Origin of the sequence: Chryseobacterium sp. C39-AII1 (assembly GCF_039672645.1) — a bacterium.
GTDB lineage: Bacteria > Bacteroidota > Bacteroidia > Flavobacteriales > Weeksellaceae > Chryseobacterium.
The window spans coordinates 35,707-59,688 of record NZ_JBDFPQ010000003.1; the positions used below are offsets into that span (position 1 = coordinate 35,707).

General features: G+C 34.8%; 21 protein-coding genes. 12 read left to right on the plus strand and 9 right to left on the minus strand.

Going from position 1 to position 23,982, the window contains the following annotated elements:
• The first annotated feature begins 56 nt into the window (after nt 1-56).
• Both ABEG63_RS05895 and ABEG63_RS05900 read left to right on the plus strand, forming a co-directional pair.
• Entirely contained in the window at nt 57-2,033 is a 1,977-nt protein-coding gene (locus tag ABEG63_RS05895) for a hypothetical protein (RefSeq protein WP_346583719.1), read from the plus strand.
• Between the two features lie 2 nt (nt 2,034-2,035).
• A complete protein-coding gene (locus tag ABEG63_RS05900; RefSeq protein WP_346583721.1) occupies nt 2,036-2,887 on the plus strand; it encodes a cupin domain-containing protein in 852 nt (283 codons plus the stop codon).
• A gap of 90 nt (nt 2,888-2,977) precedes the next feature.
• Here the strand turns inward: ABEG63_RS05900 and ABEG63_RS05905 are convergent, their stop codons facing one another.
• The 3 genes from ABEG63_RS05905 to dnaG all read right to left on the minus strand — a co-directional run bounded on the left by ABEG63_RS05905 (nt 2,978) and on the right by dnaG (nt 7,193).
• A complete protein-coding gene (locus tag ABEG63_RS05905) occupies nt 2,978-4,237 on the minus strand; it encodes an esterase-like activity of phytase family protein (protein ID WP_346583723.1) in 1,260 nt (419 codons plus the stop codon).
• A gap of 172 nt (nt 4,238-4,409) precedes the next feature.
• A complete protein-coding gene (clpP, locus tag ABEG63_RS05910) occupies nt 4,410-5,093 on the minus strand; it encodes an ATP-dependent Clp endopeptidase proteolytic subunit ClpP (protein WP_267406381.1) in 684 nt (227 codons plus the stop codon).
• 120 nt (nt 5,094-5,213) lie between these two features.
• Nucleotides 5,214-7,193, minus strand: coding sequence for a DNA primase (gene dnaG, locus ABEG63_RS05915; RefSeq protein ID WP_267406382.1), 1,980 nt, complete (start codon nt 7,191-7,193; stop codon nt 5,214-5,216).
• Between the two features lie 270 nt (nt 7,194-7,463).
• On the opposite strand from dnaG, the gene ABEG63_RS05920 reads away from it, so the two are divergent.
• The 9 genes from ABEG63_RS05920 to ABEG63_RS05960 all read left to right on the plus strand — a co-directional run bounded on the left by ABEG63_RS05920 (nt 7,464) and on the right by ABEG63_RS05960 (nt 17,110).
• A complete protein-coding gene (locus ABEG63_RS05920) occupies nt 7,464-9,206 on the plus strand; it encodes a T9SS type A sorting domain-containing protein (protein WP_346583727.1) in 1,743 nt (580 codons plus the stop codon).
• Nucleotides 9,207-9,353: 147 nt separating this feature from the next.
• The gene (gene tsaE / locus ABEG63_RS05925; protein WP_312390322.1) at nt 9,354-9,761 is read left to right on the plus strand and encodes a tRNA (adenosine(37)-N6)-threonylcarbamoyltransferase complex ATPase subunit type 1 TsaE; all 408 of its coding nucleotides are present in this window, start codon (nt 9,354-9,356) and stop codon (nt 9,759-9,761) included.
• Nucleotides 9,762-9,831: 70 nt separating this feature from the next.
• Entirely contained in the window at nt 9,832-11,025 is a 1,194-nt protein-coding gene (locus ABEG63_RS05930) for an alanine dehydrogenase (protein ID WP_267406387.1), read from the plus strand.
• Nucleotides 11,025-11,396, plus strand: coding sequence for a hypothetical protein (locus tag ABEG63_RS05935; protein WP_346583730.1), 372 nt, complete (start codon nt 11,025-11,027; stop codon nt 11,394-11,396). The genes ABEG63_RS05930 and ABEG63_RS05935 overlap by 1 nt, the downstream gene beginning before the upstream one ends.
• A gap of 236 nt (nt 11,397-11,632) precedes the next feature.
• Nucleotides 11,633-12,403 (plus strand): histidine kinase, encoded by a 771-nt coding sequence (locus ABEG63_RS05940; protein ID WP_267406389.1) that lies wholly within the window; start codon nt 11,633-11,635, stop codon nt 12,401-12,403.
• Nucleotides 12,381-13,091, plus strand: coding sequence for a response regulator transcription factor (locus ABEG63_RS05945; RefSeq protein ID WP_312390318.1), 711 nt, complete (start codon nt 12,381-12,383; stop codon nt 13,089-13,091). Before ABEG63_RS05940 ends, ABEG63_RS05945 begins: the two co-directional genes overlap by 23 nt.
• Before the next feature lie 109 nt (nt 13,092-13,200).
• Complete coding sequence (locus tag ABEG63_RS05950) at nt 13,201-13,590, plus strand: hypothetical protein (RefSeq protein ID WP_346583732.1); 390 nt, start codon at nt 13,201-13,203, stop codon at nt 13,588-13,590.
• A 100-nt stretch (nt 13,591-13,690) separates the two neighbouring features.
• Nucleotides 13,691-15,982, plus strand: coding sequence for a cation:proton antiporter (locus ABEG63_RS05955; RefSeq protein ID WP_346583734.1), 2,292 nt, complete (start codon nt 13,691-13,693; stop codon nt 15,980-15,982).
• Nucleotides 15,983-16,264: 282 nt separating this feature from the next.
• Complete coding sequence (locus tag ABEG63_RS05960) at nt 16,265-17,110, plus strand: prephenate dehydrogenase (RefSeq protein ID WP_267406393.1); 846 nt, start codon at nt 16,265-16,267, stop codon at nt 17,108-17,110.
• Nucleotides 17,111-17,386: 276 nt separating this feature from the next.
• Here the strand turns inward: ABEG63_RS05960 and ABEG63_RS05965 are convergent, their stop codons facing one another.
• From ABEG63_RS05965 to ABEG63_RS05975, 3 genes are all read right to left on the minus strand, one after another.
• A complete protein-coding gene (locus ABEG63_RS05965) occupies nt 17,387-18,805 on the minus strand; it encodes an L-serine ammonia-lyase (protein WP_346583738.1) in 1,419 nt (472 codons plus the stop codon).
• Between the two features lie 249 nt (nt 18,806-19,054).
• Complete coding sequence (locus ABEG63_RS05970) at nt 19,055-20,398, minus strand: ammonium transporter (protein ID WP_267406395.1); 1,344 nt, start codon at nt 20,396-20,398, stop codon at nt 19,055-19,057.
• A 106-nt stretch (nt 20,399-20,504) separates the two neighbouring features.
• On the minus strand, nt 20,505-21,146 hold the full coding sequence (locus tag ABEG63_RS05975) for an alpha/beta hydrolase (protein WP_346583741.1): 642 nt from the start codon (nt 21,144-21,146) through the stop codon (nt 20,505-20,507).
• A 282-nt stretch (nt 21,147-21,428) separates the two neighbouring features.
• On the opposite strand from ABEG63_RS05975, the gene ABEG63_RS05980 reads away from it, so the two are divergent.
• Complete coding sequence (locus ABEG63_RS05980) at nt 21,429-21,662, plus strand: hypothetical protein (protein WP_267406397.1); 234 nt, start codon at nt 21,429-21,431, stop codon at nt 21,660-21,662.
• Nucleotides 21,663-21,754: 92 nt separating this feature from the next.
• Here ABEG63_RS05980 and ABEG63_RS05985 read toward each other — a convergent pair whose 3' ends face one another.
• The 3 genes from ABEG63_RS05985 to ABEG63_RS05995 all read right to left on the minus strand — a co-directional run bounded on the left by ABEG63_RS05985 (nt 21,755) and on the right by ABEG63_RS05995 (nt 23,981).
• The gene (locus ABEG63_RS05985; protein WP_346583743.1) at nt 21,755-22,528 is read right to left on the minus strand and encodes a hypothetical protein; all 774 of its coding nucleotides are present in this window, start codon (nt 22,526-22,528) and stop codon (nt 21,755-21,757) included.
• A gap of 181 nt (nt 22,529-22,709) precedes the next feature.
• The gene (locus ABEG63_RS05990; RefSeq protein WP_267406400.1) at nt 22,710-23,336 is read right to left on the minus strand and encodes a YceI family protein; all 627 of its coding nucleotides are present in this window, start codon (nt 23,334-23,336) and stop codon (nt 22,710-22,712) included.
• Nucleotides 23,337-23,414: 78 nt separating this feature from the next.
• Entirely contained in the window at nt 23,415-23,981 is a 567-nt protein-coding gene (locus tag ABEG63_RS05995) for a YceI family protein (RefSeq protein ID WP_267406401.1), read from the minus strand.
• Nucleotide 23,982 lies beyond the last annotated feature (1 nt).

Sequence of the window (23,982 nt, forward strand, 5' to 3'; positions counted from 1 at the left end):
ATAAATATTTCAGAAAAATTTAAACCTAATAAAAACCATCAAATAAACTAAAAACTATGGCAAATTTTGCATCATCAAAAAATCTTGGAAACGGATATCCAACTCCGGGACCTCAGCGACCTGACATTCAGGACATCATGAATCATGCTTATTTCTTAACCGACGGTCAGTGGAAAGAAGCAAAAGAAAATAATTCTTATGACTATATAATTATTGGCTCAGGCTTCTGCGGATATGCCTTTGCTAAAAGAATTTTAGAAAAAGACAAAGAAGCCAAAATTCTTATGGTGGAACGCGGAGGTTTCTTATTACCAACACATTTTCAGAATTTAGGAGCGAGCTATAAAAAATTGGTAGGTCCAATTTCTGAAACTTTTCCTTGGAGTTTGTCTCAGTCTACCATGCTGGAAAAAGCGCCTTATCGTGTAACCCAGCATGGAATGTTACCTTATTTTGGAGGCAGAAGCTTCTTGTGGAGCGCATGGTGCCCTCAACCCGAAAAAGCACAAGCCGAGAAGTGGTCGCCAGTACTATTTGAGTCTTTAACGCAAAAAAATGGGGAGGCCTCTTACTTTGATGATGCGATCAAATTATTGCATGTTCATAAATCCAATGCATTGCCTTTCTCTAAGAATTTAAAAAAATTGGGACTGGAAAATAATTTAGACCAATTACGATTACCAGAATATGGAACATTGCAAGATATTATTCATGATCTATTTGATAAAAACAAAGACGATTTTAATTCTAAAAGTGAAACACGTGCGCAACTCATGAAGGTAGAATATGCATCGTTGGCTTGTGGTGATGGTGAAAATAAAGGGATTGATTTTAATAAATTTTCAACTCCAACAGCTATTCTTAACTTGGTAGACAGCACGGCGTTTCCGACCAAAAATGTAGATTCTGAGACCGAAAAAAGAAGAAAAGAAGGCAATAATATGTACCCCAACAGATTGCATATTCTTACAGAATGTGTTGTAGAAGAGATTTTGAATGAAAATAATCAAGCTTATGGATTATTAACATCAAGAGGAACCATCGCATTGAATAACGCAGAATTGATATTAGCAACGGGAGCCATGCCACCTGCAACGTTAATTCAGAAATCATTCAATCATGAATCGGCAGGAAAGCATTTTACAGCCCATACAATTTCTGCTATTACAGCAAGAGTGAAGAAAGATAAAATAAAAACGCTAACAGAAAATGGAAATTTGCAGATGGGAGCGATTTATCTGCCTTTCTTTGCAGAAAACGGTCAGCAGTTTCACATTCAATTATCAATTATTCATGATCCGAATCCGGCTAAAAATCAGGAACTGGCAATGCGCTATATGCCTGATGTAGTGTCTACTGCTTCTCCGGAGCAATTGAAAGGTTCAGAAAATCATGTCATATTAGTATGTGCTATTTTAGGTGAATTAGATATTCATAATGAAGATGCATCTTTTAAAGCTAATAGAGATTCTGATGCGACTACAGGAAGTTTACTAAGATGTAATCCTAGCCTGAAAGATAAAAAAACATGGGATGACATGGGTAAAACGACCTATGATATTCTTGATTATTTATTTGATGATCCTGAATATTGGTATAGTGATTTGAACTATTATCAAGAATGTCATGTAAGTGGTACAGATTATTTACCTGAGCGTTATGGAATCCAAAACTCATGGGTGAAAAAAGCAGAGCGCACAAGATATCCTCATGTTCCGGCAATGGTACACGAAGGTTCTACGTTGCCTATTGAAAACAATAATTTTGATAGTGATCATAAAAAAATTGAGGCTGTCGTAAATTTAGAGTACCAACTCATCAATCAAGGTAAGCCTGTATCTAATTTATTCATAACGGGAGCTTCATTATGGGCACAAAGCGGTGCTTGGAATCCTACTTTAACCATGACGGCAATGGCTTTACAATTAGCTGATAAACGAATTGCAGCTAACGCTCAAGAAAAGAAACAGCCCGTTTCTGAAAACACAGAATCTACAGCTATTCTTGAATTAATTGATCAATCTAAATTTTAATCATGATGGATACTAACGAAACTGTTAAACTATTAGAAGTAAGTTTAGACTTGCAATCTGTAGAAAATATGGATGGGGTCTATACTTGCATCAAAGATGTTGATTCCCGATTTGTATTTTGCAACGAAAATTTTGCAAAACTCGTAGGAAGTTCTGTCTCGGAAATTGTAGGAACAATTGATGACAGAGAAGATCATGTAAAAGATGATGAAGCGGTACGAAAATCTGGCATCCCGTTATTAAATCATCGTGAAGTAATAGAATTACCCAACGGCTCTCAACAGCCTATTCTTACACAAAAAGGACTGTGGCGATGTACCACCGACAAATCTGAAATTCTAGGCACAACCGTTAATTTCTCTTTACAAAAGACCAAAGAATCTTGGATTGAAGAATTAGATCTAAAATTGGTAGATCGTGTAGGATATTTTGGCATTGACGGCAGTCATCAGACCGATAAAGACAGTACTTATTCTTTGAATTTTATTTTGATAGATAATCTTCCGAAGTTGAAATTGCACAAACTTGCGATGGATGAACAATGGTTTTTTCATGAAGGTTCTGCCTTACAAATTTATATTTTCGATTTGGTGAAAAAGACGGCAACCGTTAAGACTTTAGGTAAGAATATTTCTAAAGGCGAAAAGCTACAAATTATAGTTCCTAAAAATACATGGTTTGGCGCCAAAGTCGTAAATAAAGATTTTAATCTAAGCAGTTGCAGCTTAGCACCGGCTTTTTATGAAGGTTGCAGCACTCCTTTACCAGCAGATGACAACGAAAGAAAGGTATTTTTGGATGAGTTGAAGCATACTTTCCCGGAATATGTTGATATAATTGATGAACTTTCTTAAGTCTTAAAAATAACACCTCATTCAGCATATTTCTGAATGAGGTTTTTATTGAATTTATAATGCAACTGTTTAAATATTTTCTTTAATTATTTACTGAATATCTACAATATACATCGTTCCTTTATCCTGTTTTCCTGTTTTAGGAAGAATTTTTGTTTTCGGATTTCCGTTACCGTCATCTACCACGCCAAAATCATCATCATTGAAAATCGCCAGCTTATTATTTCCTAAATATACAATTCCTTCGAATTTATCATGTTCGTAGCCCAATTTAGCCACCAGATCAACTGCCAGAGTTTTTGTTACAGGTTTCAGTCCCGCGGTATTGATTTCATCCCAAGTCGACTGCTCCAAAGTTTTCCCGTTGATTTTCATTCCGTCCACAGCGGCCAAATCTGTTCCGGTTACATCAGAAGCACCATTTAAATTAATTCTATACACTTTCTTCACCCCGCCAACAGAGCCAAAATTTCCGTCTCTTTCGATCACTAAAAATTCCGTATTGCTAATAGGCGTTATATCACAAACAGAGTCTGAAGCGCCGCCATCCTGCTTATATAAATATTGTTTGGTTTGCCCTGTTGCTAAATCAAAAGTGACAATTCTTGTTAAGGTAGTATTCGTGGCCAAAGCTTTTGTCGGAACATACATCATGGACTGCATGGTGCCTACCAACATTTTTCCATCCGGAGTCATACACATTCCTTCCATTCCACGGTTGGGTCTTCTTTTAGCAAAAACAGCAGGAAGCTTTCTCGTTCCGGTATTTACTCCAATCGGGCTGATTCTTTCCATCTCAATACCCTCTGCACTGTAATGAACGATGTGCGGACCATATTCATCAGACACCCAAAATGTTCCGTCTGCCGCTGCTACAATACTTTCACTGTCTAATCCGTAAGTATCAGTTCCCAACAGATTTCCGTTGGCTCCATAGGCAATTTCTCCTGTACTTCCCATTCCCACAGGATTTGGAAGACCTGTAATTGGCTGCCCGGACGGATTTTTGAGCTTGATATATTTAATGACTTCAATATTTCCTTCCGCATTAATTTTAAAATGTAAAATTGTAGGGGTAAAGTCAGGAACAAGGAATTTTATTCCGTTTAAATATGCAGTATTGGGACCACGATCTGTAATGGCGTAAAACTCTCCGTTTCTGGTAGGATGCGCTGCGGCTCCCGAACCGAAACCTCCGTTGATAACATTTACTCCGTTTATCGTGGTCAATGTTGAAAAAGGAAATTCCTGTGGAAGTTTAGAATAATTGATGTCTTGATTAGCAATGTCATCATCTTTACATGAAGCCACTGTCAGTAAGAAAACAAGAGGTAATAAGATTCTTTTCATAGTTACTTTTATTGGCAGCGAAAGTAACTATTGATTGTAAACTGATCTTGAATAGAATATTAATTTTCTTTTGTTTTGTAATAAAAGAAATGAAAATTCAAGACTTGGAATCAAAAAAAACGCACCAATACCAATTGATGCGTTTCTGAAATATTCTTTAAAAGAAAAACAACTATTTCTCTTTTGATCTCTGTAAAACCTCATCTACCATTCCGAAGTCTTTTGCTTCAGTAGATGTCATCCAATAATCTCTGTCAGACGCTTTTTCTACCCACTCGTACGTTTGTCCTGAATGGTCAGAAATAATGTCATACAATTCTTTTTTCAGTTTCAACATCTCTCTCAAGTTGATCTCCATATCAGAAGCCACCCCTTGTGCACCTCCTGAAGGCTGGTGAATCATCACTCTTGAATGTTTCAAAGCTGAACGCTTACCTTTTTCTCCAGCTACCAATAAAACAGCACCCATAGAAGCTGCAATACCTGTACAGATAGTTGCAACATCAGGCTTAATGATCTGCATCGTGTCGTAGATCCCTAAACCAGCGTAAACGCTACCACCAGGAGAGTTGATATAAATTTGGATGTCTTTTGAAGGATCAGCACTTTCTAAGAATAGAAGCTGAGCCGTCACGATATTAGCCACCTGATCGTCGATTCCTGTTCCCAAGAAAATAATTCTGTCCATCATCAAACGAGAGAAAACGTCCATTTGAGCAACGTTCATTCTTCTTTCTTCCATGATGTACGGGGTAAGATTCGTTGGGCCATACATTCCCATATACTGATCGGTTGCCAAACCGCTGTTTCCTAAATGTTTTGTAGAGAAATCTCTAAATTCTTTTTTAATGTCCATATTTCTATTGGTATTATTTTAAATTTTTACTGTTGTTTAAATTACAACTTTTATTCCTAAAATTTTATAGGACTTTTTGTCAGTTTAATACGATAAATATAAACATTTCTATGATTAAAACTAGCGTTTTCTGTTGACATAAATTCCTTTAATCGGAGAATATTCGATAATATTACTCAATTGAATCGAAGCCTGTTTCAGCAAAGTGATCTTTTTAATCAAATCATAATATTGCGTTTCATCGGCTCCGTCAAGCTGTTTTGCGGTTTCTGTAATTAAATAATCAATATATCGATATTTATGCAGCAATACATCACCTTTTACCTGCTCACCAATTTTATCACCATAATTTGGTGGATAAATATTTCGGGAAGCCCAGTTTTCAAGATCATCCAAAGGAATTAAAGCATCAACAACCTTTGTCGTAATTTCCTCATCCATAAAAGACACGAAGAAATTTCCGCTTCTTAATTCATCATTCTGAATACCTTCACGAACCTGATTGATGATAATTTCATTTCCTTTTACCAAAAACTGATACTGCTCTTCCTCAAAATGATGCAAAATTTCTTCAATTACGGTAATCTGATATTCACCATTTTGATCATCTTTTCGCTTCAAAACAATATCTCCAAACATCAGCATATGATCTACCAGTTTATTTTCCATGAAAAGGACTTCAAACAAAAAAGGATCATTTTTTTCTTCATCCAACGGAACAATTTCCATTTTTGGAGGAGCTACCGCCTGTTCTTTTTGTTGCTGAACATGCTGATTCTGATTTTGAGTAACCTGTCTTTGAACATCAAGTTCATTAAACAAACTTTGCTCAGACAAGCCGAATTTATTCGAAACTTCTTTTAAATAAACCTCTCTTTTTAAAGCATTCTGTACGAAACCTACCGATTTTACAATATCACGGATCGCTTCTGCTTTTTTTATCGGATCGTTGCCAACTTCTTTTAAGAGAATTTCAGCCTTAAAATCGATAAAATCCAAAGCCTCATTTTCGATGAATTTTTCCACATATTCCTGCGGATGTTTTCGGGCAAAAGAGTCGGGATCATCGCCGTCAGGAAACAGAAGAACACGAATGTTCATTCCTTCCGTCAGCAACATATCAATACTTCGGAAACTGGCTTTAATTCCGGCATTATCACCATCAAAAAGAATCGTTACGTTTTCCGTAAGCCTTTTAATAAGCTTGATTTGCTCCGTCGTTAAAGAAGTTCCGGAACTCGCCACCACATTTTCGATTCCCGACATGTGAAGCGAGATCACATCCATATATCCTTCTACCAAAAGACAAACATTTTTTCTTGAGATCGCCTGTTTGCTTTGATTTAAACCATAAAGAACATTCGACTTGTGATAAATTTCTGTTTCCGGAGAGTTGAGATATTTGGCAGTTTTAACATTATTTTTCAGAATTCTGGCTCCAAAACCAAGCACTCTTCCCGAAAAACTGTGAATCGGGAAAATTACTCTTTCACGAAAACGGTCGATTCCGTTCGGAGCATTTTCAGGAAAAATAGAAAGTCCGGATTTCTCAAGAATTTCTTTTGAATAGCCTTTATCGATTGCAAATTCTGTAAAAGCATTTTTCTTTTCAGGAGAATATCCCAGCTGGAATTTTTTGATGATGTCATCTCTTAATTCACGCTCTTTAAAATAAGATAAGCCAATCGCCTTACCTTCTTCAACTTCCCAAAGAAAATTTTGATAATAATCATTGGCAACTTCGTGAATTTTATACAGAATATCTCTCTCCGACTGAGCATTTTTGGCTTCTTCGGAAAACTCGCGCTGATCTTCTTCGATCTCTATTCCGTATTTTTTTGCGGCGTGGCGAAGTGCCTCGGGATAAGTGAAATTTTCAATTTCCATTAAAAAAGAAATCGCGGTTCCTCCTTTTCCGGTTGAGAAATCTTTCCAAATTTGTTTGGCTGCAGAAACTACAAAACTCGGTGTCTTTTCATCATGAAACGGACTGAGCCCTTTGTAATTAGACCCTGCCCTTTTCAATTGCACATATTCGCCCACAATCTCCTCTACACGGATTGTTGAGAATATCTTATCAATGGTCTGTTTGGAAATCATACTACAAAAATAATTCAAATATTAAAAAGAACGATCATATTTAAATCAAATCAATCCACCTATTATCAAATTATCTATAACTAAATAACACTAAATCAATATCATAAGTCAAACTATTAAGTATCATCTTTTTAGGCTAAAAAATTAACAACCATCCCAATTTGCGCTATTTCGGTAATGGAAAATATCATCATAACTTCATTGAAAAATAATGAATTAATGAAATTAAATAAAAAAACAATTAAAAATTTTTAACCTAAAATAAATACGATGAAAAAAAATGAATTTTTAAAAGTGAAGGCGTTTATTGCTATCTTACTATTTGCTTTTTCGAGCATTTACGCCCAGAGTAATGAAGAAATCTATTCATTAGGAAAAACTGATGAATTTTTACAACGCATGATCGTGCAATCAGATAACAGCAAGAATGTCATTAATCTAGATATTTCTGATAATCATTTTCTACCGTCTATTATTAATTATAGCAAAAAAAATGATGATCAATCACTACATATTGAAGGAAACATTATTGATGAGCCCAACGGAAGTTTTAGTATTAATATAAAAAACAATAAGCTAGAGGGAAGAATTATTCTTTTAAAAAGCAAAAAAGCTTATCTATATTATTCTGATAACCAATCTAATGCTTTCATAAAAAATATTGACATTAATAAATTAATCTGTCTAGATTTTCCTAAGCCTCCAAAACAGAAATTGGCTAAAGCTACATCAACTGTTTTAAGTGATATTATGTATTTGCAAAGCCTTCCGGGAGCCGCTGGATGTCTTTTGCTTGATTTTGACGGGCATACAGTTCCCGCAGGCAGTGGCTGGAATAGCGGAAATCCCATTGTAGCCTTACCTTCCGGCATGAATGACAATGAGATTTTAGAAGCTTGGGAACTTGTTGCGGAAGATTTTAGACCATTTAATATAAATATTACGACAAATGAAGCAGTTTTCAACCAATATCCTCAAAATAAAAGACGAAGATGTGTAATTACACCTACCGACACGGCATTACCAGGAGGTACAGGAATATCTTTAATTAATTGTTTTTCATCTATGTCAGATTTGCCGTGTTGGGTATTCACTTTATCTTCAGGAACATCCGGAAAGTTAGTGGGTGAAATTGCCTCTCATGAACTTGGTCATACATTAGGATTGAGCCATGACGGACAGGCTGGAACAACTTATTATGCTGGTCATGGAAATTGGGCGCCAATCATGGGAATGGCTTATTACAGAAATGTAACGCAATGGAGCAAAGAAGAATATTCTAACGGAAGCAACCATGAAGATGACCTTGCAGTCATTACCAGCGAAAATAATGGCGTAGGCTACCGAATCGACAAACATGCCAATACACATGCAGCTGCAACGCCATTACATATTTCAGGAACTGTAATTTCAGAAAGCGAAAATCAGGGCGTTATTAATTATACTGATGATATTGATATGTTCCATTTTACAACAGGAAACAGTACTATTTCACTTCTGGTAAAAACAGCTGCGCGACATAGTAATTTGAGGATAAAGATAATGATTTACAAAGGTCAGAATATGATTATCAGTTCTTATTCCGGTAACCCGCTTAATTTGAGCGAACCGATTGCTATTAATATGCATCTGGATCCCGGGGATTATTATATTTCCATCAGCAGTATCGGCGAAGGAACCCCTGATACTGGCTATTCTACCTACGCTTCGCTTGGTTTTTACAGTATTTCGGGAACGATTACTCAAAATTCCGGAAAAGAAAAAGAGGAGGAAAAAGGGAAAATCAGCATTTATCCGAATCCTGTAAAAGATCAACTTACCATTATAACCAATGATAATGAAAAGTATGAAGTTATTCTTACCAATATCACAGGAACGATTCTTTATCAGGGAAATATTTCTGAAAATTCAATAACAATTCCCTTTTCAGATAAGCCGGAAGGAACCTATTTTGTGATTTTAAAAAACATGAAAAATGGCGTTAGGAAATCTTATACGATAATTAAAAAATGATTTTAAAAGCTGCCTTGCTACTGTGAGGCAGTTTTTATTGATGAAAATTGAATTTAAAATCGCTTTATTCCTTATTTTTGAAAATTGAGTTTTGATTTACCTAAAAAATAGTAAATCAATATAAATCAGTACATTAATTTAATTAAAATGAATTTTACCATCCATAAAATCGAAGACTGGCAAGAGATAGTCGATCAGATTATGCCTCAATTACAGCATAATATTCTTTTGTTGAAAGGAAATTTAGGAGCAGGAAAAACAACTTTCACCCAATTTTTACTGAAAAATTTAGGAAGTGAAGACGAAGTTAATTCCCCAACCTATTCTATTGTTAATGAATACAATACACCAAAAGGTAAAATTTACCACTTCGATTTATACCGTTTAAAAAATATTGAAGAAGTTTATGATATCGGAATGGAAGAATACCTAGACAACGCCTTCCTGTGCATCATCGAATGGCCGGAAGTGTACGAAGAAGATCTTTACGGTCTTACCTACCACGAAATGAGCATAATTAATAACGGAGAAAGCAGAGAAATTACTTTCGATTAAATATTATGTATCTTTGCTATTGAATTTGATTAAAAATACGATCTGTAAGAACTTAATGCAATTTTAAAGGATGAGTACTACTAATATTTTTACTCCTTTTACTGAAGAGGAGCTGATTCCTAAGGCTGAAAAGCTGGATGTAGTCAAAAAAGGCAAACAATTCAGTATCGGGATTCCTAAAGAAACCTGTCTGAACGAAAGAAGAACGTGCATCACTCCCGATGCTGTGCAGGTTTTGGTAGAACACGGCCATGAAATCATCATAGAATCCGGAGCCGGACAAGGTTCATTTTTTACAGATTTACAATATTCTGAGTCGGGAGCGAGGATTACGAATGATCCTAAAGAAGCTTTCGGGCAGGATCTTATATTAAAAATTAATCCACCAACAGAAGAGGAAATTGATTATATGAAACCGAATACCTATCTGGTTTCGGCACTTCAAATCAATTTAAGAGATAAAGATTATTTCTTAAAACTGGCAGAGAAAAAAGTAAATGCCATCGCTTTTGAATTTATCGTTGATGAATACAAACAACTGGCGTTAGTAAGGTTAGTGGGTGAAATTGCAGGAACGGTTTCCATTCTTTATGCATCCGAATTATTAGCCTTATCAAATGGTTTAATGCTTGGTGGAATCACTGGTGTAAGACCTTCAGAAGTGGTAATTTTAGGTGCAGGAATCGTGGGAGAATTTGCAACAAAAGCAGCCATCGGTTTAGGAGCAAGCGTTAGAGTTTTTGATAATTCACTTTCAAAACTAAGAAGGCTTCATACGTTGGTAGACAGCCGAGTTCCGACTTCCATCATCGATCCTAAAGAATTAAGCAAAGCATTACGAAGAGCAGATGTTGTCATCGGAGCTCTTCCAAGATTAAATATGACCCCGATTGTAACCGAAGAGATGGTTGCAAAAATGAAAAAAGGCAGCGTCATCATCGATATTACCATCGACAACGGAAAAGTGATCGAAACTTCTGAACTGACAACAATGGAAGATCCTTACATCATCAAACATGGTGTTATTCACTGCGGGCTTCCGAATCTTACTTCAAGAATGCCGAGAACGACGACAAAAGCAATCTCTAATTTCTTCCTTTCTTATATTTTAAATTACGACGAAGAAGGTGGCTTCGAAAACATGTTGGTTCGCAAAAATGAAATGAAACAAAGTCTTTACATGTACAAAGGCAGACACACGAAAAAAATCATTTGCGACCGTTTCGGACTTACTTATCACGATATCAATCTTTTAATTTTCTAATGAAAAAACTCAAATTCTACGCAATTGGTCTTGTTCCAGGACTTATTATCGTATTTTTTATATTAAACAAAAAAGGCGCAAGCTGCAGCGGTTATCTTCCAAACAGCCGTGTTATTGCAGAAACATTGTCTAAAGATTTTAAATATTCTGAAACTTTCACAGCAGAAATGAATACGTTGAAAGTAAATGAAAAATTCTTGAAAGACAGCATTATTACGAAAGGAAAAGTAGATTTCGACAGAAGTCACGCTCAAAAAAAACCTTGTCCGGATTATGTTTTAACGTATCCTGAAAACAATCCAACGTATGAAATCACGTTTGAGAAGTGTGAGGAAAATGTGACATTGAATTCTTTGAAAAAGTTGAAGTAATTTTGTTTTAAATAGTAAGAAGTTTAGAAATTCATTCAAAAAAGATTAAAAATTTGATAAGGTCAAATAATAAGCGACATGATTAAAAATATCTTTAATATTTTCTTAATTCGACTTAACAACTTAAATCTTCTTAATGGTTAAAAAGTCTTCATTTTAAATAAATATGCTTCGACAGGCTCAGCATGACATCGCTAATACTGAACTTAAAAAAAGTCAAAAACTGATTTAAATTAATGGATGGCAATTACTACATGATTCATGATTATCTGATATTCGTTGGAGTATTTGCTATTTTCTTTTTTTTAACCGTTAGTATTTATTTATTCAGCCAAAATCAGAAATTAAAGATAAAAAATGCTAAAATTTCTGAGGCGAATAAAATTATTCAACAAAGATTAAATGAAGTTCAGCTGGAACATATCGGCACGAAATTAAATCCGCATTTGTTTAAAAACATTCTGAATTCTGTTCAGTCTCATGCCTATCAAACCTACATGTCTCTCGACAAACTGGCGAATGTTTTAGACTATATTTTATACGAAAGCAATAATAAATTTGTAAGCCCGAAAGAAGAATTAAATTTCGCTTTAAGTTTAATTGAAATTAATAAAATAAAGATTAATCCACTTTTTGACTTTAGAATAAAATCGAGAATTAATAAATCGGATGAAGTGTATGAAGAAAAAGTTTTTGCTCCTTTGATCTCAGTTGATCTTATTGAAAATGCTTTTAAACACACTGATTTTTTGGCACAAGACTCATTCATTTCAATCCAAATGGAACTTGAAGACGGAATTTTCATCATGAAAGTAAGCAATAAGGCTTCCCTGAAAAATATGTTGGAAAAGGAGAAAAGTGGTTTCGGAAGTCAATCTTTGGATCAACGACTCAAAATGATCTATGGAAATTATTTTACGCTTCAAAAAAATTCAAAAAACGGTATCTTCACAGCAGAATTAACAATCAATTTAGGAGAATTCTATGATAAAATGCGTTATTCTTGATGATGAATTACTGGCGATCAGCTATTTAAAATTACTTTGCGAACAAATTGATAACGTGGAAGTTGTAAAAGCATTCAATGATCCTAAAGTTTTTCTACATGAAATTGAAAATATCGATTGTAACGTCTGCATTTTAGACATCGAAATGCCTGGAATGAATGGTTTGCAGGTTGCCGAATTAATTTCAGGTTCAAAAAAAATCATTTTCACAACCGCTTACAAAGAATACGCAGCTGAAGCATTTGACCTCAATGTAGTGGATTATGTCCGAAAGCCGATCAAAAAAGAAAGGTTAACACAGGCTTTTGAAAAAGCGGCAGAACTTATTCAAAAATCAAACAAAAAAGAATTTATCGAATGGAATACCAACATCGGTAAAACCGTGATTTTCACAGACCAAATCGCATATATTAAAACTTCAGAAATCGACAGCCGCGATAAAGATATTATTCTTAATGACGGTACCAATATCGTTCTGAAAAATTTAAATTTCAAAAACCTTTTAGAAATGCTCCCTTCAAAGGATTTTGCACAAGTGAATAAAAAAGAAATCATTGCGCTATCTTCCATTAAAGTATTTTCAACCAACGAAATTATCACAACCATTTCTTTAGAAGGAGAGAATTTTTTAAAGCTACAAATCGGAGATGCTTACAAAAATTCATTAATGGAAATGTTTGGAAAGTAGATTTTTCAAATATTGTCCATTTAATTACATAATCCCAGCCTTTCATTACATCTACCCTATTTTAAACGTTTAGTCAACGTAGTTTTGCGTCTGATTAAATGATTTCATAATGAAAAAACTTCTCTATGCTGGCGGAATTCTCATATCCGGTCTTTGCTTTTCTCAGGAAACAGATTCTAAAATTAAAGCCTCTTTTTTTGACGGAATTGCCGTTGTCGGATATGTAGATCATGGCGCATTCATCAACTTTACGGGACCCAATATAAGTTACAAAAACAAAGATTTAAAGCTGATCTTGGGAATGCTGCCTTCACTCAGAATTAAAGAAGATAAATCTTACGGCACGAAAAATAGCCCGATTACACCTAATCTTGGAGCCGGATTAACGGTTGTTTACAAAAAGATCGCGTTGCAACTGCCTGTTTATTACAATTCTAAAACTTCAACCCAAAACGGAGCCTGGAAAATGGGAGTCGGGCTTGGATATTCTTTCAAATAGACTTTCATTACATTATTCGTGGGATTGATTACATTTTAAGAAAATTAACATTTATTAACCATTTATTATAAAGAAATTTACACACTTAAATATAGGAGTTATGAATTTGGGGAAATATAAAAATATTATTTTTTACGTCTGTACCATTGCATTTTTTTCATGCCTGATGTATTGGTTTTTTGTGGAAGGAAAAACGTTGGAAATCGGAGAAAATATTCCGGCTCCCAAAACTACAGGCGGCACGATGTGGGAGAATTTCACAGATTCTTTTTTAACCAATCTTCATCATCCGTTGGCACTTTTATTGGCTCAAATCGTTACGATTATTATGGTCGCCAAATTATTCGGATGGATTTGTGTTAAACTGAAACAACCTTCTGTAATTGGTGAAATGATCGCGGGTATCGTTTTAGGTCCTTCTCTTTTCGGATTGTATTTTCCGGAACTTTCCGCATTTATTTTTCCGAAAGAATCATTAGGAAATTTACAATTTTTAAGCCAAATCGGCTTGATCCTTTTCATGTATATCGTCGGAATGGAGCTTGATTTGAGCGTTTTAAGAAAAAAAGCACACGATGCTGTTGTCATCAGTCACGCAAGTATCATTATTCCTTTTGCGTTGGGTGTTGGTCTTTCTTATTTTTTATATAAAGAGTTTGCTCCAGATGGCATTCAGTTCAGTTCATTTGCTTTGTTTATCGCTATTGCGATGAGTATTACCGCGTTTCCGGTATTGGCAAGAATTGTTCAGGAAAGAAATTTACATAAAACAAAAATAGGAACCGTCGTTATCACCTGCGCGGCCGCCGATGATATTACCGCATGGTGTATTTTAGCAGCCGTTATTGCGATTGTAAAAGCGGGTTCTTTCTCAGGTTCGGTTTTCGTTATTTTGATGGCTATTTTATATGTTTTCATCATGATTAAAGCAGTAAGACCATTTTTGCATAGAATTGCCGAATCCCAAAAAGGAAAAGGATTCATCAGCAAAGCATTGGTTGCTGTTTTCTTTTTAATACTGATTATTTCATCTTACGCAACAGAAGTTATCGGGATCCATGCGCTTTTCGGAGCCTTTATGGCAGGAGCAATTATGCCCGAAAACGTAAAATTCAGAAGTCTTTTTGTAGAAAAAGTAGAAGATGTAGCTTTAGTTTTATTACTTCCGTTATTCTTTGTATTCACAGGTTTAAGAACCCAAATCGGATTATTGAATGATCCGCATCTTTGGAAAATCGGAGGATTTATCATCTTAACAGCCGTTATCGGAAAATTTGTAGGAAGTGCATTAACGGCAAAATTCCTGAACATCAACTGGAAAGACAGTCTTACCATAGGCGCTTTGATGAATACCAGAGGTTTAACGGAGCTTATTGTTCTGAATATCGGGTATGATCTTGGAGTTTTAGGCCCGGAATTATTCGCGATGCTGGTCATCATGGCATTGTTTACAACCTTTATGACAGGGCCTTGTCTTGACCTGATCAATTATCTATTTAAAGGAAAAAAATCATCTTTGGAAGAGGAGTTTGATGAGAGCGAAAATGATGCAAAATACAGAGTTCTTTTGTCTTTTGAAACTCCGAAATCGGGAAGTACATTATTAAAACTTGCTGATAATTTCACTCATAAAATGAATGGAAACAAAAGCATAACCGCGATGAACATTGCTCCTGTTGACGAACTTCACGCTTTTGATATCAATGATTTTGAAAAAGATCAGTTTAAAAATGTAATCGAAACATCCAGTGATCTGAATTTGGAAGTTACTACCCTTTTCAAAGCATCAACTGATGTTGAAAATGACCTGACAAGTATTACCAATAAAGGAAATTATGATCTTCTTCTTATCATGCTTGGAAAATCGATGTATGAAGGAAGTTTACTGGGAAGACTTTTAGGATTTACTACAAAAATCATTAATCCTGAAAAATTATTAAATACCGTAAAAGGAAAAGGAAATATTTTCAATACCTCACCTTTTGACGATCTTACGCTTCAGGTATTAGATAAAGCAACGATTCCCGTTGGAGTATTAGTGGAAAAGGAATTTACGTCGGCAGATAAAGTTTTTGTTCCAATCTTTAATTTAAGCGATTTTTATTTATTAGAATATGCTAAACGACTAATAAACAACAACAATTCTCAAATTATCATTCTGGATGTCGCAGGACAGATCCGAAATAATATTGAGGTGAAAGAATTGATCCGAAGCATTGAACAGGTGGCACCCAATCATATCACTTTATATAACGAGAAAAAGATTGAAAAGGAATTCCTCAATTCACAACACCTAATGTTGATCAGTAAAAAAAGCTGGAAAGGCCTGATCGACACAAAAAGTCTTTGGTTATCGGATATTCCATCAACTTTAATCATCAGCAATCCATAGATTGTGTGAAGTGTCAATTTTGCTTTGCAAGTCAATGGTCAATTTTTAAATTCAATTAAAAAATTGACAGTAGAGCCAATTGACTTTTAAAATTCATTTGCATAGGAAAATTCACTTTTTTAATCTCAGATTAAAAAAAATTGTCTACCTTCGCTTTGTGATTTTAAATAACAGAACATATTATTACGGAATTTCTAGCTCAAATTTGGGATAAGGATTCTTATGTATATAAATTAAAGCCTCGTCCTCGGACGGGGTTTTTTGTTTTAATAAATTAAAGAAATGAAAATAAGTATTATCGGTGTAGGATTGATTGGCGGCTCAATCGCATTAAAATTAAGAGAAAAAGGCATTAGCGATTTCATTTACGGAATCGATAACAGCAACGAGCACCTGAACGAAGCTTTAGAATTAAAAATAATTGATGCAAAAGTAGATCTGGAGTACGGAATTAAAAATTCAGACCTTATTATTTTAGCAATTCCGGTAGATTCTGCAAGAAAATTATTACCCAATGTTTTAGATCTGATTTCTGAAAATCAAACGGTAATGGATGCAGGTTCTACAAAAGCTGGAATTGTAAATGCTGTAAAAGATCATCCGAAACGATCGAGATTTGTGGCTTTTCACCCGATGTGGGGAACGGAAAATAATGGTCCGAAATCTGCCATTTCAAACAGTTTTTCAGGAAAAGCAGGTGTTATTTGCAACAAAGAAGAATCAGCTAAAGATGCTTTGGAATTGATTGAAAAAATTGTAGAAAGTCTTGATATGCATTTGATTTACATGAATGCAGAAGATCACGATGTACACACCGCTTATATTTCACATATTTCGCATATCACTTCTTATGCTTTGGCGAATACTGTTTTGGAAAAGGAACGTGAAGAAGATACGATTTTTCAGTTGGCGAGTTCCGGTTTTTCGAGTACGGTTCGTTTAGCAAAATCTCATCCTGAAATGTGGGTTCCGATCTTTAAACAAAATAAAGAAAATGTGTTGGATGTTTTGAATGAGCATATTTCACAATTAAGAAAATTCAAATCTGCTTTGGAAAAAGAAAATTTTGAATATTTGGGAGAGTTGATTTCTAATGCGAATAAGATCAGAGGGATTTTGGATAAATAAATAATTTTCTTTTGTCTTGAAACAAAAGAAACAAAAATTCAAGACTTGGAAACTTTCGCTAAAAATAAATTCTGCTCTCTAAAAATTCTAAAACTCGCGCGATAACGAAATTTGTTCTTCGGTTCAATTTTTGTCTCGCGCTCAAACAGTAGATTTTCTTAACGTTCGCAGAATTTATTTTCTTTACGCTTCAGTTTCCTAAGTCTTTTTTTTAGTTATAATTAGAATTAGCGGTCGTAAAACATTACTTATTACCAATTACTTATCACTCGTATTCTAGCATTCCGGCACATTCACCGCAATTGCGAGACCGCCTTCTGAAGTTTCTTTAAATCGATCGCTCATCGAAAGTGCTGTCTCCCACATCGTTTGAATCACCTCATCCAAAGTCACTTTTGCTTTTGCAGGATCACTTTCCAAGGCAATATTTGCCGCAGTAATCGCTTTTATTGCTCCCATTGTATTTCTTTCGATACATGGAATTTGGACTAGACCTTTGATCGGATCACAAGTTAATCCTAAATGATGCTCCATCGCAATTTCTGCTGCCATCAAGACCTGACCAACGCTTCCGCCAAGAATTTCTGTCAAACCTGCTGCCGCCATCGCTGAAGAAACGCCTACTTCTGCCTGACAACCGCCCATTGCTGCAGAAATGGTTGCATTTTTCTTAAATAAAGTTCCGATTTCGCCTGCAACCAATAAAAATCGTACAATATCATCATCGCTTATGAAATCTGTAAAAGCCTGAGAATACATTAATACCGCAGGAATTACACCACTTGCCCCATTAGTGGGAGCCGTGATAATCCTTCCGAAGCTTGCGTTTTCTTCATTTACCGCCAATGCAAAACATGCAATCCATTTATTGATATTGGTAAAATTTTCTTCGGCATCAATCACCTGCTGAAACCATTCATCTTTATTTTTATAGATTTTATCTCCTAATAATTTCCTGTTGATTCCGGCTGCTCTTCTCGTAACATTCAATCCGCCTGGAAGAATACCTTCCTTGTTTACGCCTTTGTAAATACATTCTTTAATTTGCTGCCAAATATAAAGCGCTTCTGCTCTTGTTTCCTCCTGAGATCGCCAGCTTTCTTCATTCATTAAAATTAAATCTGAAATTTTATTTAATCCTAATTTCTGACAGTATTTTACGATGTCTGAAGATTTGTGACAAGGATATAAAGTACGGACACAGTGCTTATCAATCGATTTTTTTTCCTGACTCATGATAAAACCGCCACCCACAGAATAAAAATCCTGAACAAGCTCAGTTCCGTCTTCAAAAATAGCTTTAAAGATCATTCCGTTGGGATGATAGTCTAAAGATTTAGACATATTCAATACCAAATGATGCCCGTAAATAAAAGGAATTTCTTTTTCACCACCCAGATTTAGAATCTGAGAAGTTTTAATATATTCTATCTTCTCATCAATTTTTGTTGTATCGATTGTTTTAAAATCTTCACCATTTAAACCCAGCATTCCGGCAATATCTGTCCCATGCCCGATCCCCGTTTTTGCCAGTGAACCGAAGAATTCCAAGAAAACTTCCTTCACCTCATCTATTGATCTTTCTCTTTTAATAATTCTGATAAACGCAGATGCTGCATTCCAAGGCCCCATTGTATGCGAACTAGACGGGCCTATGCCTACTTTTATAATCTCAAAAACCGATATTGATTCCATAATTGATTTTCATTTCCACAAAAAACAAAGATAAAGGTTTAATCGGATAAAAAAATTGTAATCTGTATGGGAAGAAAACTTTGCTAAAAAGTACTACCTATTTATAATTAGACCAAAATAATTTAAAACAAAAAGCCAAAGATCGTGACAATCTTTGGCTTCAAATTAAAACTATATGAACACTGTAGATAAACTATTTTATGTAAATTGTGAATTTATTTAAGTCTAACTTAAACCTCACAATTCTTTTTAACAAAGGCTTTCTTCGTGCTGAGAAATATCAAGTCCCATTTTCTCAGATTCTTCCGAAACCCTTAATGTGATAATATTATTTGTGATTTTATATAAAATTAATGAACCGAAAAACGCAAATAAAGAAACAAGAACCAATGCCATCATGTGATGGGCAAACACTTCCCAACCGCCGTGAAGTAAACTTGCATTTTCACCGTGAGCAAAAATGGCCGTTAAGATCATTCCCATAATTCCGCCAACGCCGTGACAAGCAAAAACATCTAAGGTATCATCAATTTTCTTCAACGCTTTCCAATTCACCATGATATTTGAAACAATCGCAGAAATAAATCCGATAAAAATACTTTCAGGAATAGAGACAAATCCGCATCCTGGCGTAATAGCAACTAAACCGACTACCGCACCAATACAAGCTCCTAATGCGGAAACTTTACGCTTATTAATTCGGTCAAAAAAGATCCAGGTCATCATCGCAGATCCCGAAGCAATTGTAGTTGTTCCAAACGCCATCGCAGCCGTTGCATTGGCACTTAACGCAGAACCTGCATTAAAACCGAACCATCCGAACCAAAGCATTCCCGTCCCTAACATTACATAAGAAATATTGGAAGGCTCGTGATGAGGATTTTTTCTGTTTCCGACCACTAAAGCACCTGCCAAAGCGGCAAATCCTGCACTCATGTGAACAACGGTTCCGCCTGCGAAATCTTTAACTCCGAAAAATTTATTTAGAAGACCTTCCGGATGCCAAACCATGTGGCAAAGCGGTGTATAAATAAAAAGACTAAAAAGCACCATGAATAAAAGATAGGATACAAAACGAACCCTTTCTGCAAAAGAACCGGTAATTAACGCGGGTGTGATTACAGCAAATTTCATTTGAAACAAAGCAAACAACACAAAAGGAATCGTGGATGCCATCTGCTTATGTGGCAAAACCCCAACTCGGCTGAAAAAAGGATAGCTTAAAGGATTTCCTATAATACCGTAATGTTCGCCATTTAAGGTAAATCCGATAGAATCTCCGAAAGACAGAGAAAAACCAATGACTACCCATAAAATTGAAATAACTCCTAATGCAATAAAGCTTTGAAGCATGGTTGAAATCACGTTTTTCTTACCGACCATTCCACCATAAAAGAATGAAAGACCGGGTGTCATTAGCAAAACCAATCCGGCAGCCGCCAAAATCCATGCAACATCTGCTCCTACAATCTTATCTTCACTCAGGAATTCTCCGGTATTTGGAAAATCAACAATCGGGCTCCAAAATAACCCTCCTATTGCCACCAAACTAATAATACTAAATGAAACGATCCATTTCAAACCTACTTTCATAAAATTTTTCTGTTTACCCCCTCAAAAGTAAGCATTAATTTTATAAAAACAATAAAATATTTTTAAAACCCCTTAAATTTTAAGTAAAATTAATTTTAAAACATATTTATTTTAAAACCTCCCCTAAAATTTTAGATACTTCATTAGGTTTTGTTGCAGGAAAAAGATGAGTACCTCCTTTTATGACGAAATTAGGCTTTGAATATTTTATAGGAAAAACAATATCCCGATCTCCTAAAATCTGAATCACCTCAGGGGTTTCTTCAAATTTCCATTCTGATACTTTTTCGACAGACCATTTTAAATAATAAGGATCTCTTACTCTAAAATATTGTAGAATTTTAGGATTTTTAGGATCAAACAGTTTTCTCACTACAGAATACATATTGGCAGCTTTATCGTTGAAAAGACCAATAGGCAAAACCCTCGGAATTTTTGTGTATTCGCCAAGTTTAATGAATTTCGATTTTTCTTTGTCGGATTTTATACTTCCAAGAATTATGACTTTCTGCGCAGGTCTTATTTTGTTGATTTCCTGAACCACAATACCTCCAAAAGAATATCCCAACAAGCAGAAAGGCTCTGAAACATCTATTTTCTCAGCCATTCTTTGGATGTAATCATTGAAAGGCTCGTTCATCTGTGGAATGAGCCAGTCTATAAAAACAATTTCATACTGCGCCGGGAATTTTATTTTTTCCAGCACTTTAAAATCTGCACCGAGACCGCTTACAACATAAATTTTCATAGAACTAAAATAATAAAAATCATGAAAATAGAATTACTCTTTACATTTTATCAGTAATAGTCAAAGAGTAAAGCAATTACAACTTAATTAAATCTAAAACTTGTGATTTATGATAAAAACAACACAATATTAATTTAATTATATGTTTTAAATAAATTAATAAATAATTACAAAAATAAAAACGAATAAAATCACATAAAACGCATTTTAATCATTAAAAACACAAATTCAATTAAAATATTTAATAATTTAGCAAAACAATAATCATAAAAATAAAATATCATGAAAAATTTAAAAAAATTAGACAGAAAGGAATTGAAAGAAATTTCAGGAAGTGCACTTAATCTAATCCCTGCTATTGGCGGTGGCATTCCAATAGGCATCATAGGTAATGTTCCTTACATAGGACCATCTGTAGAACAATTAATATGTACAGCTGTATGCCAAGCCATTCATACACCCGCCCTAGCCAATATTCCAATTGATCAGCTTATAAAATGTACACCTTGTCCATAACAAATTAACCGCTCCAAAAAGAGCGGTTTTTTTATTTCAAAAATAAAAACCTCAAATAAAGAGATTTTTACACTTTCCAAATTCAATAAAACTTAGTTTTTTGCAAAAGATATCCTTGTAATACTATCAATAGATAATGAAGAAATAGTATCCGACGCTACCCACTCTAAAATATATCCCGCACCCGTGCCTAAAGGAGGAGGAAGGCTTGCTCCATCTGCAATGGTAGTAAAATTGTACACCAAAATACCACTCGTTTTACTGGAAGGTACTACCCCACTGATCTCAGACCGAAAACCCGAAGCAGGATTTCTAAGAATAAAAGTAATATCCTGACTGTAAATATTGGAGGATTTGGTATAATTAACGATCACCCTCCACTGATGAACCTGCCCACGTACTGCATTTTCTAAAAATTTTCCACCAGCATATACTTTAGAATCTATAGTGGAAGAATTATCCGGCCAACTTGTAGTAGGCGGTGTGGCATAAACCAACGGTGAGGATAAAGTTACCTGTTTGAGGGTATTCTCAGAAACATTCGTCCAAGTGGGTTTTGTTCCGGCTCCGGCTCCACTTCCGTTTATTTTCAAGACTCCTTCATTGGTTTTTGTTTGATCCCTACTATATACTAAAGTTCCCCAGCTGGTTCCGTCATAAAATCGGATTGTTTTATTGGTAGAATCATAGGCAACCATTCCCTCTACAGGCTGCGTAATAGCCGACAAATCAGCGAGGCGAGGAATTACCATGGTAGAATTGTTAGAAACTATATCTAAGACACCTTGTGGATGCGTGGTGTTTATTCCCACTTGAGCCGAAAGCTCCACAAAAGAAGCAATAAAAATTACTAATAATTTATTCATTTTGTATTTATTTTAATTAATTTTTCAAAAATCCAATCCCAACAGTTACGAATTGATATTTTTTAAAAACTATTTTTATAAATACTTCAAAACAAATATAGTAAATTAAAATTAATTCACAATTTTGAACAAAAAAAAGAGCGACTTACAAGCCGCTCAATTATTTATATCAAGGTTGATATTATTTCTTTTTTACAGGAACTCTGTTTTCGTTATCCAGTTTTTCAGTAGAAATTTTAAACTGAAAATCCATTTCGTTTTTAATGAAATAATCTTTTAATGAAGATTGATAGAATACTTTAAAGTCTCTTCTATTTAATGAGAACTTAGCAGATTCAATAATAACAGTAAACTGAGTAATATAAGCGTTCGCAGGGAAAGAGATTGTTTTTCTCACACCTTTGATCGTAATATCACCATAAATCGTAGAATTGTACTCACTATTTGCTAAAGGAATAATTTTAGTTAAGTGAAATTTAGCCGTAGGAAATTTTTTAACCTCGAAAAAGTTGGTACTTTTCAGATCATCTGTTAGTTTCAATTGATCTTCATCAGAGACATCTCCCGCCAGAATACTTCTCATATCTATAATAAATTCACCATCGATAAGAACAGTTTTATCAAAATTAAACTTCCCGCTTTTTAGTTTTACCGTTCCCGAGTGCGAGGAAGCCTGAGTTTTCACTACTTTGTATCCCCACCATCTGATATCCGATGAAGTCACTTTTATCACCTTATCCCCTTTCTTTTGAGCAAAAACAAATGACATGCTTACACACATCATAGCAAACAATAGTAATCTTTTCATTCTTTTTTATTTACAATTCAACAAAAATAAAAAAAAGTGTAGAACTTCTACACTTTTAACAATCTTTTTTTGTTTAAATTATTTAGCAGTTACTTTTACAAGCATATCGATATCATCTTTCACAAAAACATCCTGCATTGTAGATTTGTACGCAACATCAAATTTCTGTCTGTCGAAAGAGAATTTGTTTGAAACCAAAGCCACAACTCCTTTGCTGTAAGAAATCTTAGCAGGGAAAGAAATAGAATTTGTTTTTCCTTTTACCGTTAAATCTCCTGTTACGATACTGTTATACACTTTATCGTTGTTTTTCTTTACACCAGTAATTTTGAAACTAGCAGTCGGGAACTTTTCCACCTCGAAGAAATCTCCGTTTTTAAGATGACCGTTTAGTTTCCCTTGGTACTCACCAGAAAGGTCTGTCGCGTTGATAGATGTCATATCTAATACAAATGAACCTCCAACCAATTGGTTTCCTTTCATAATCATATCACCAGATTTTACTTTCACAGTACCGTCGTGAGAGCTAGCCTCAGATTTTGCTACTTTGTATCCCCACCAGTGTACGTCAGAAGCTACTACTTTTTTTGATTGACCGAAAGCCAGACCACCAGCTAAAACTGCTAATAATAATATTTTTTTCATT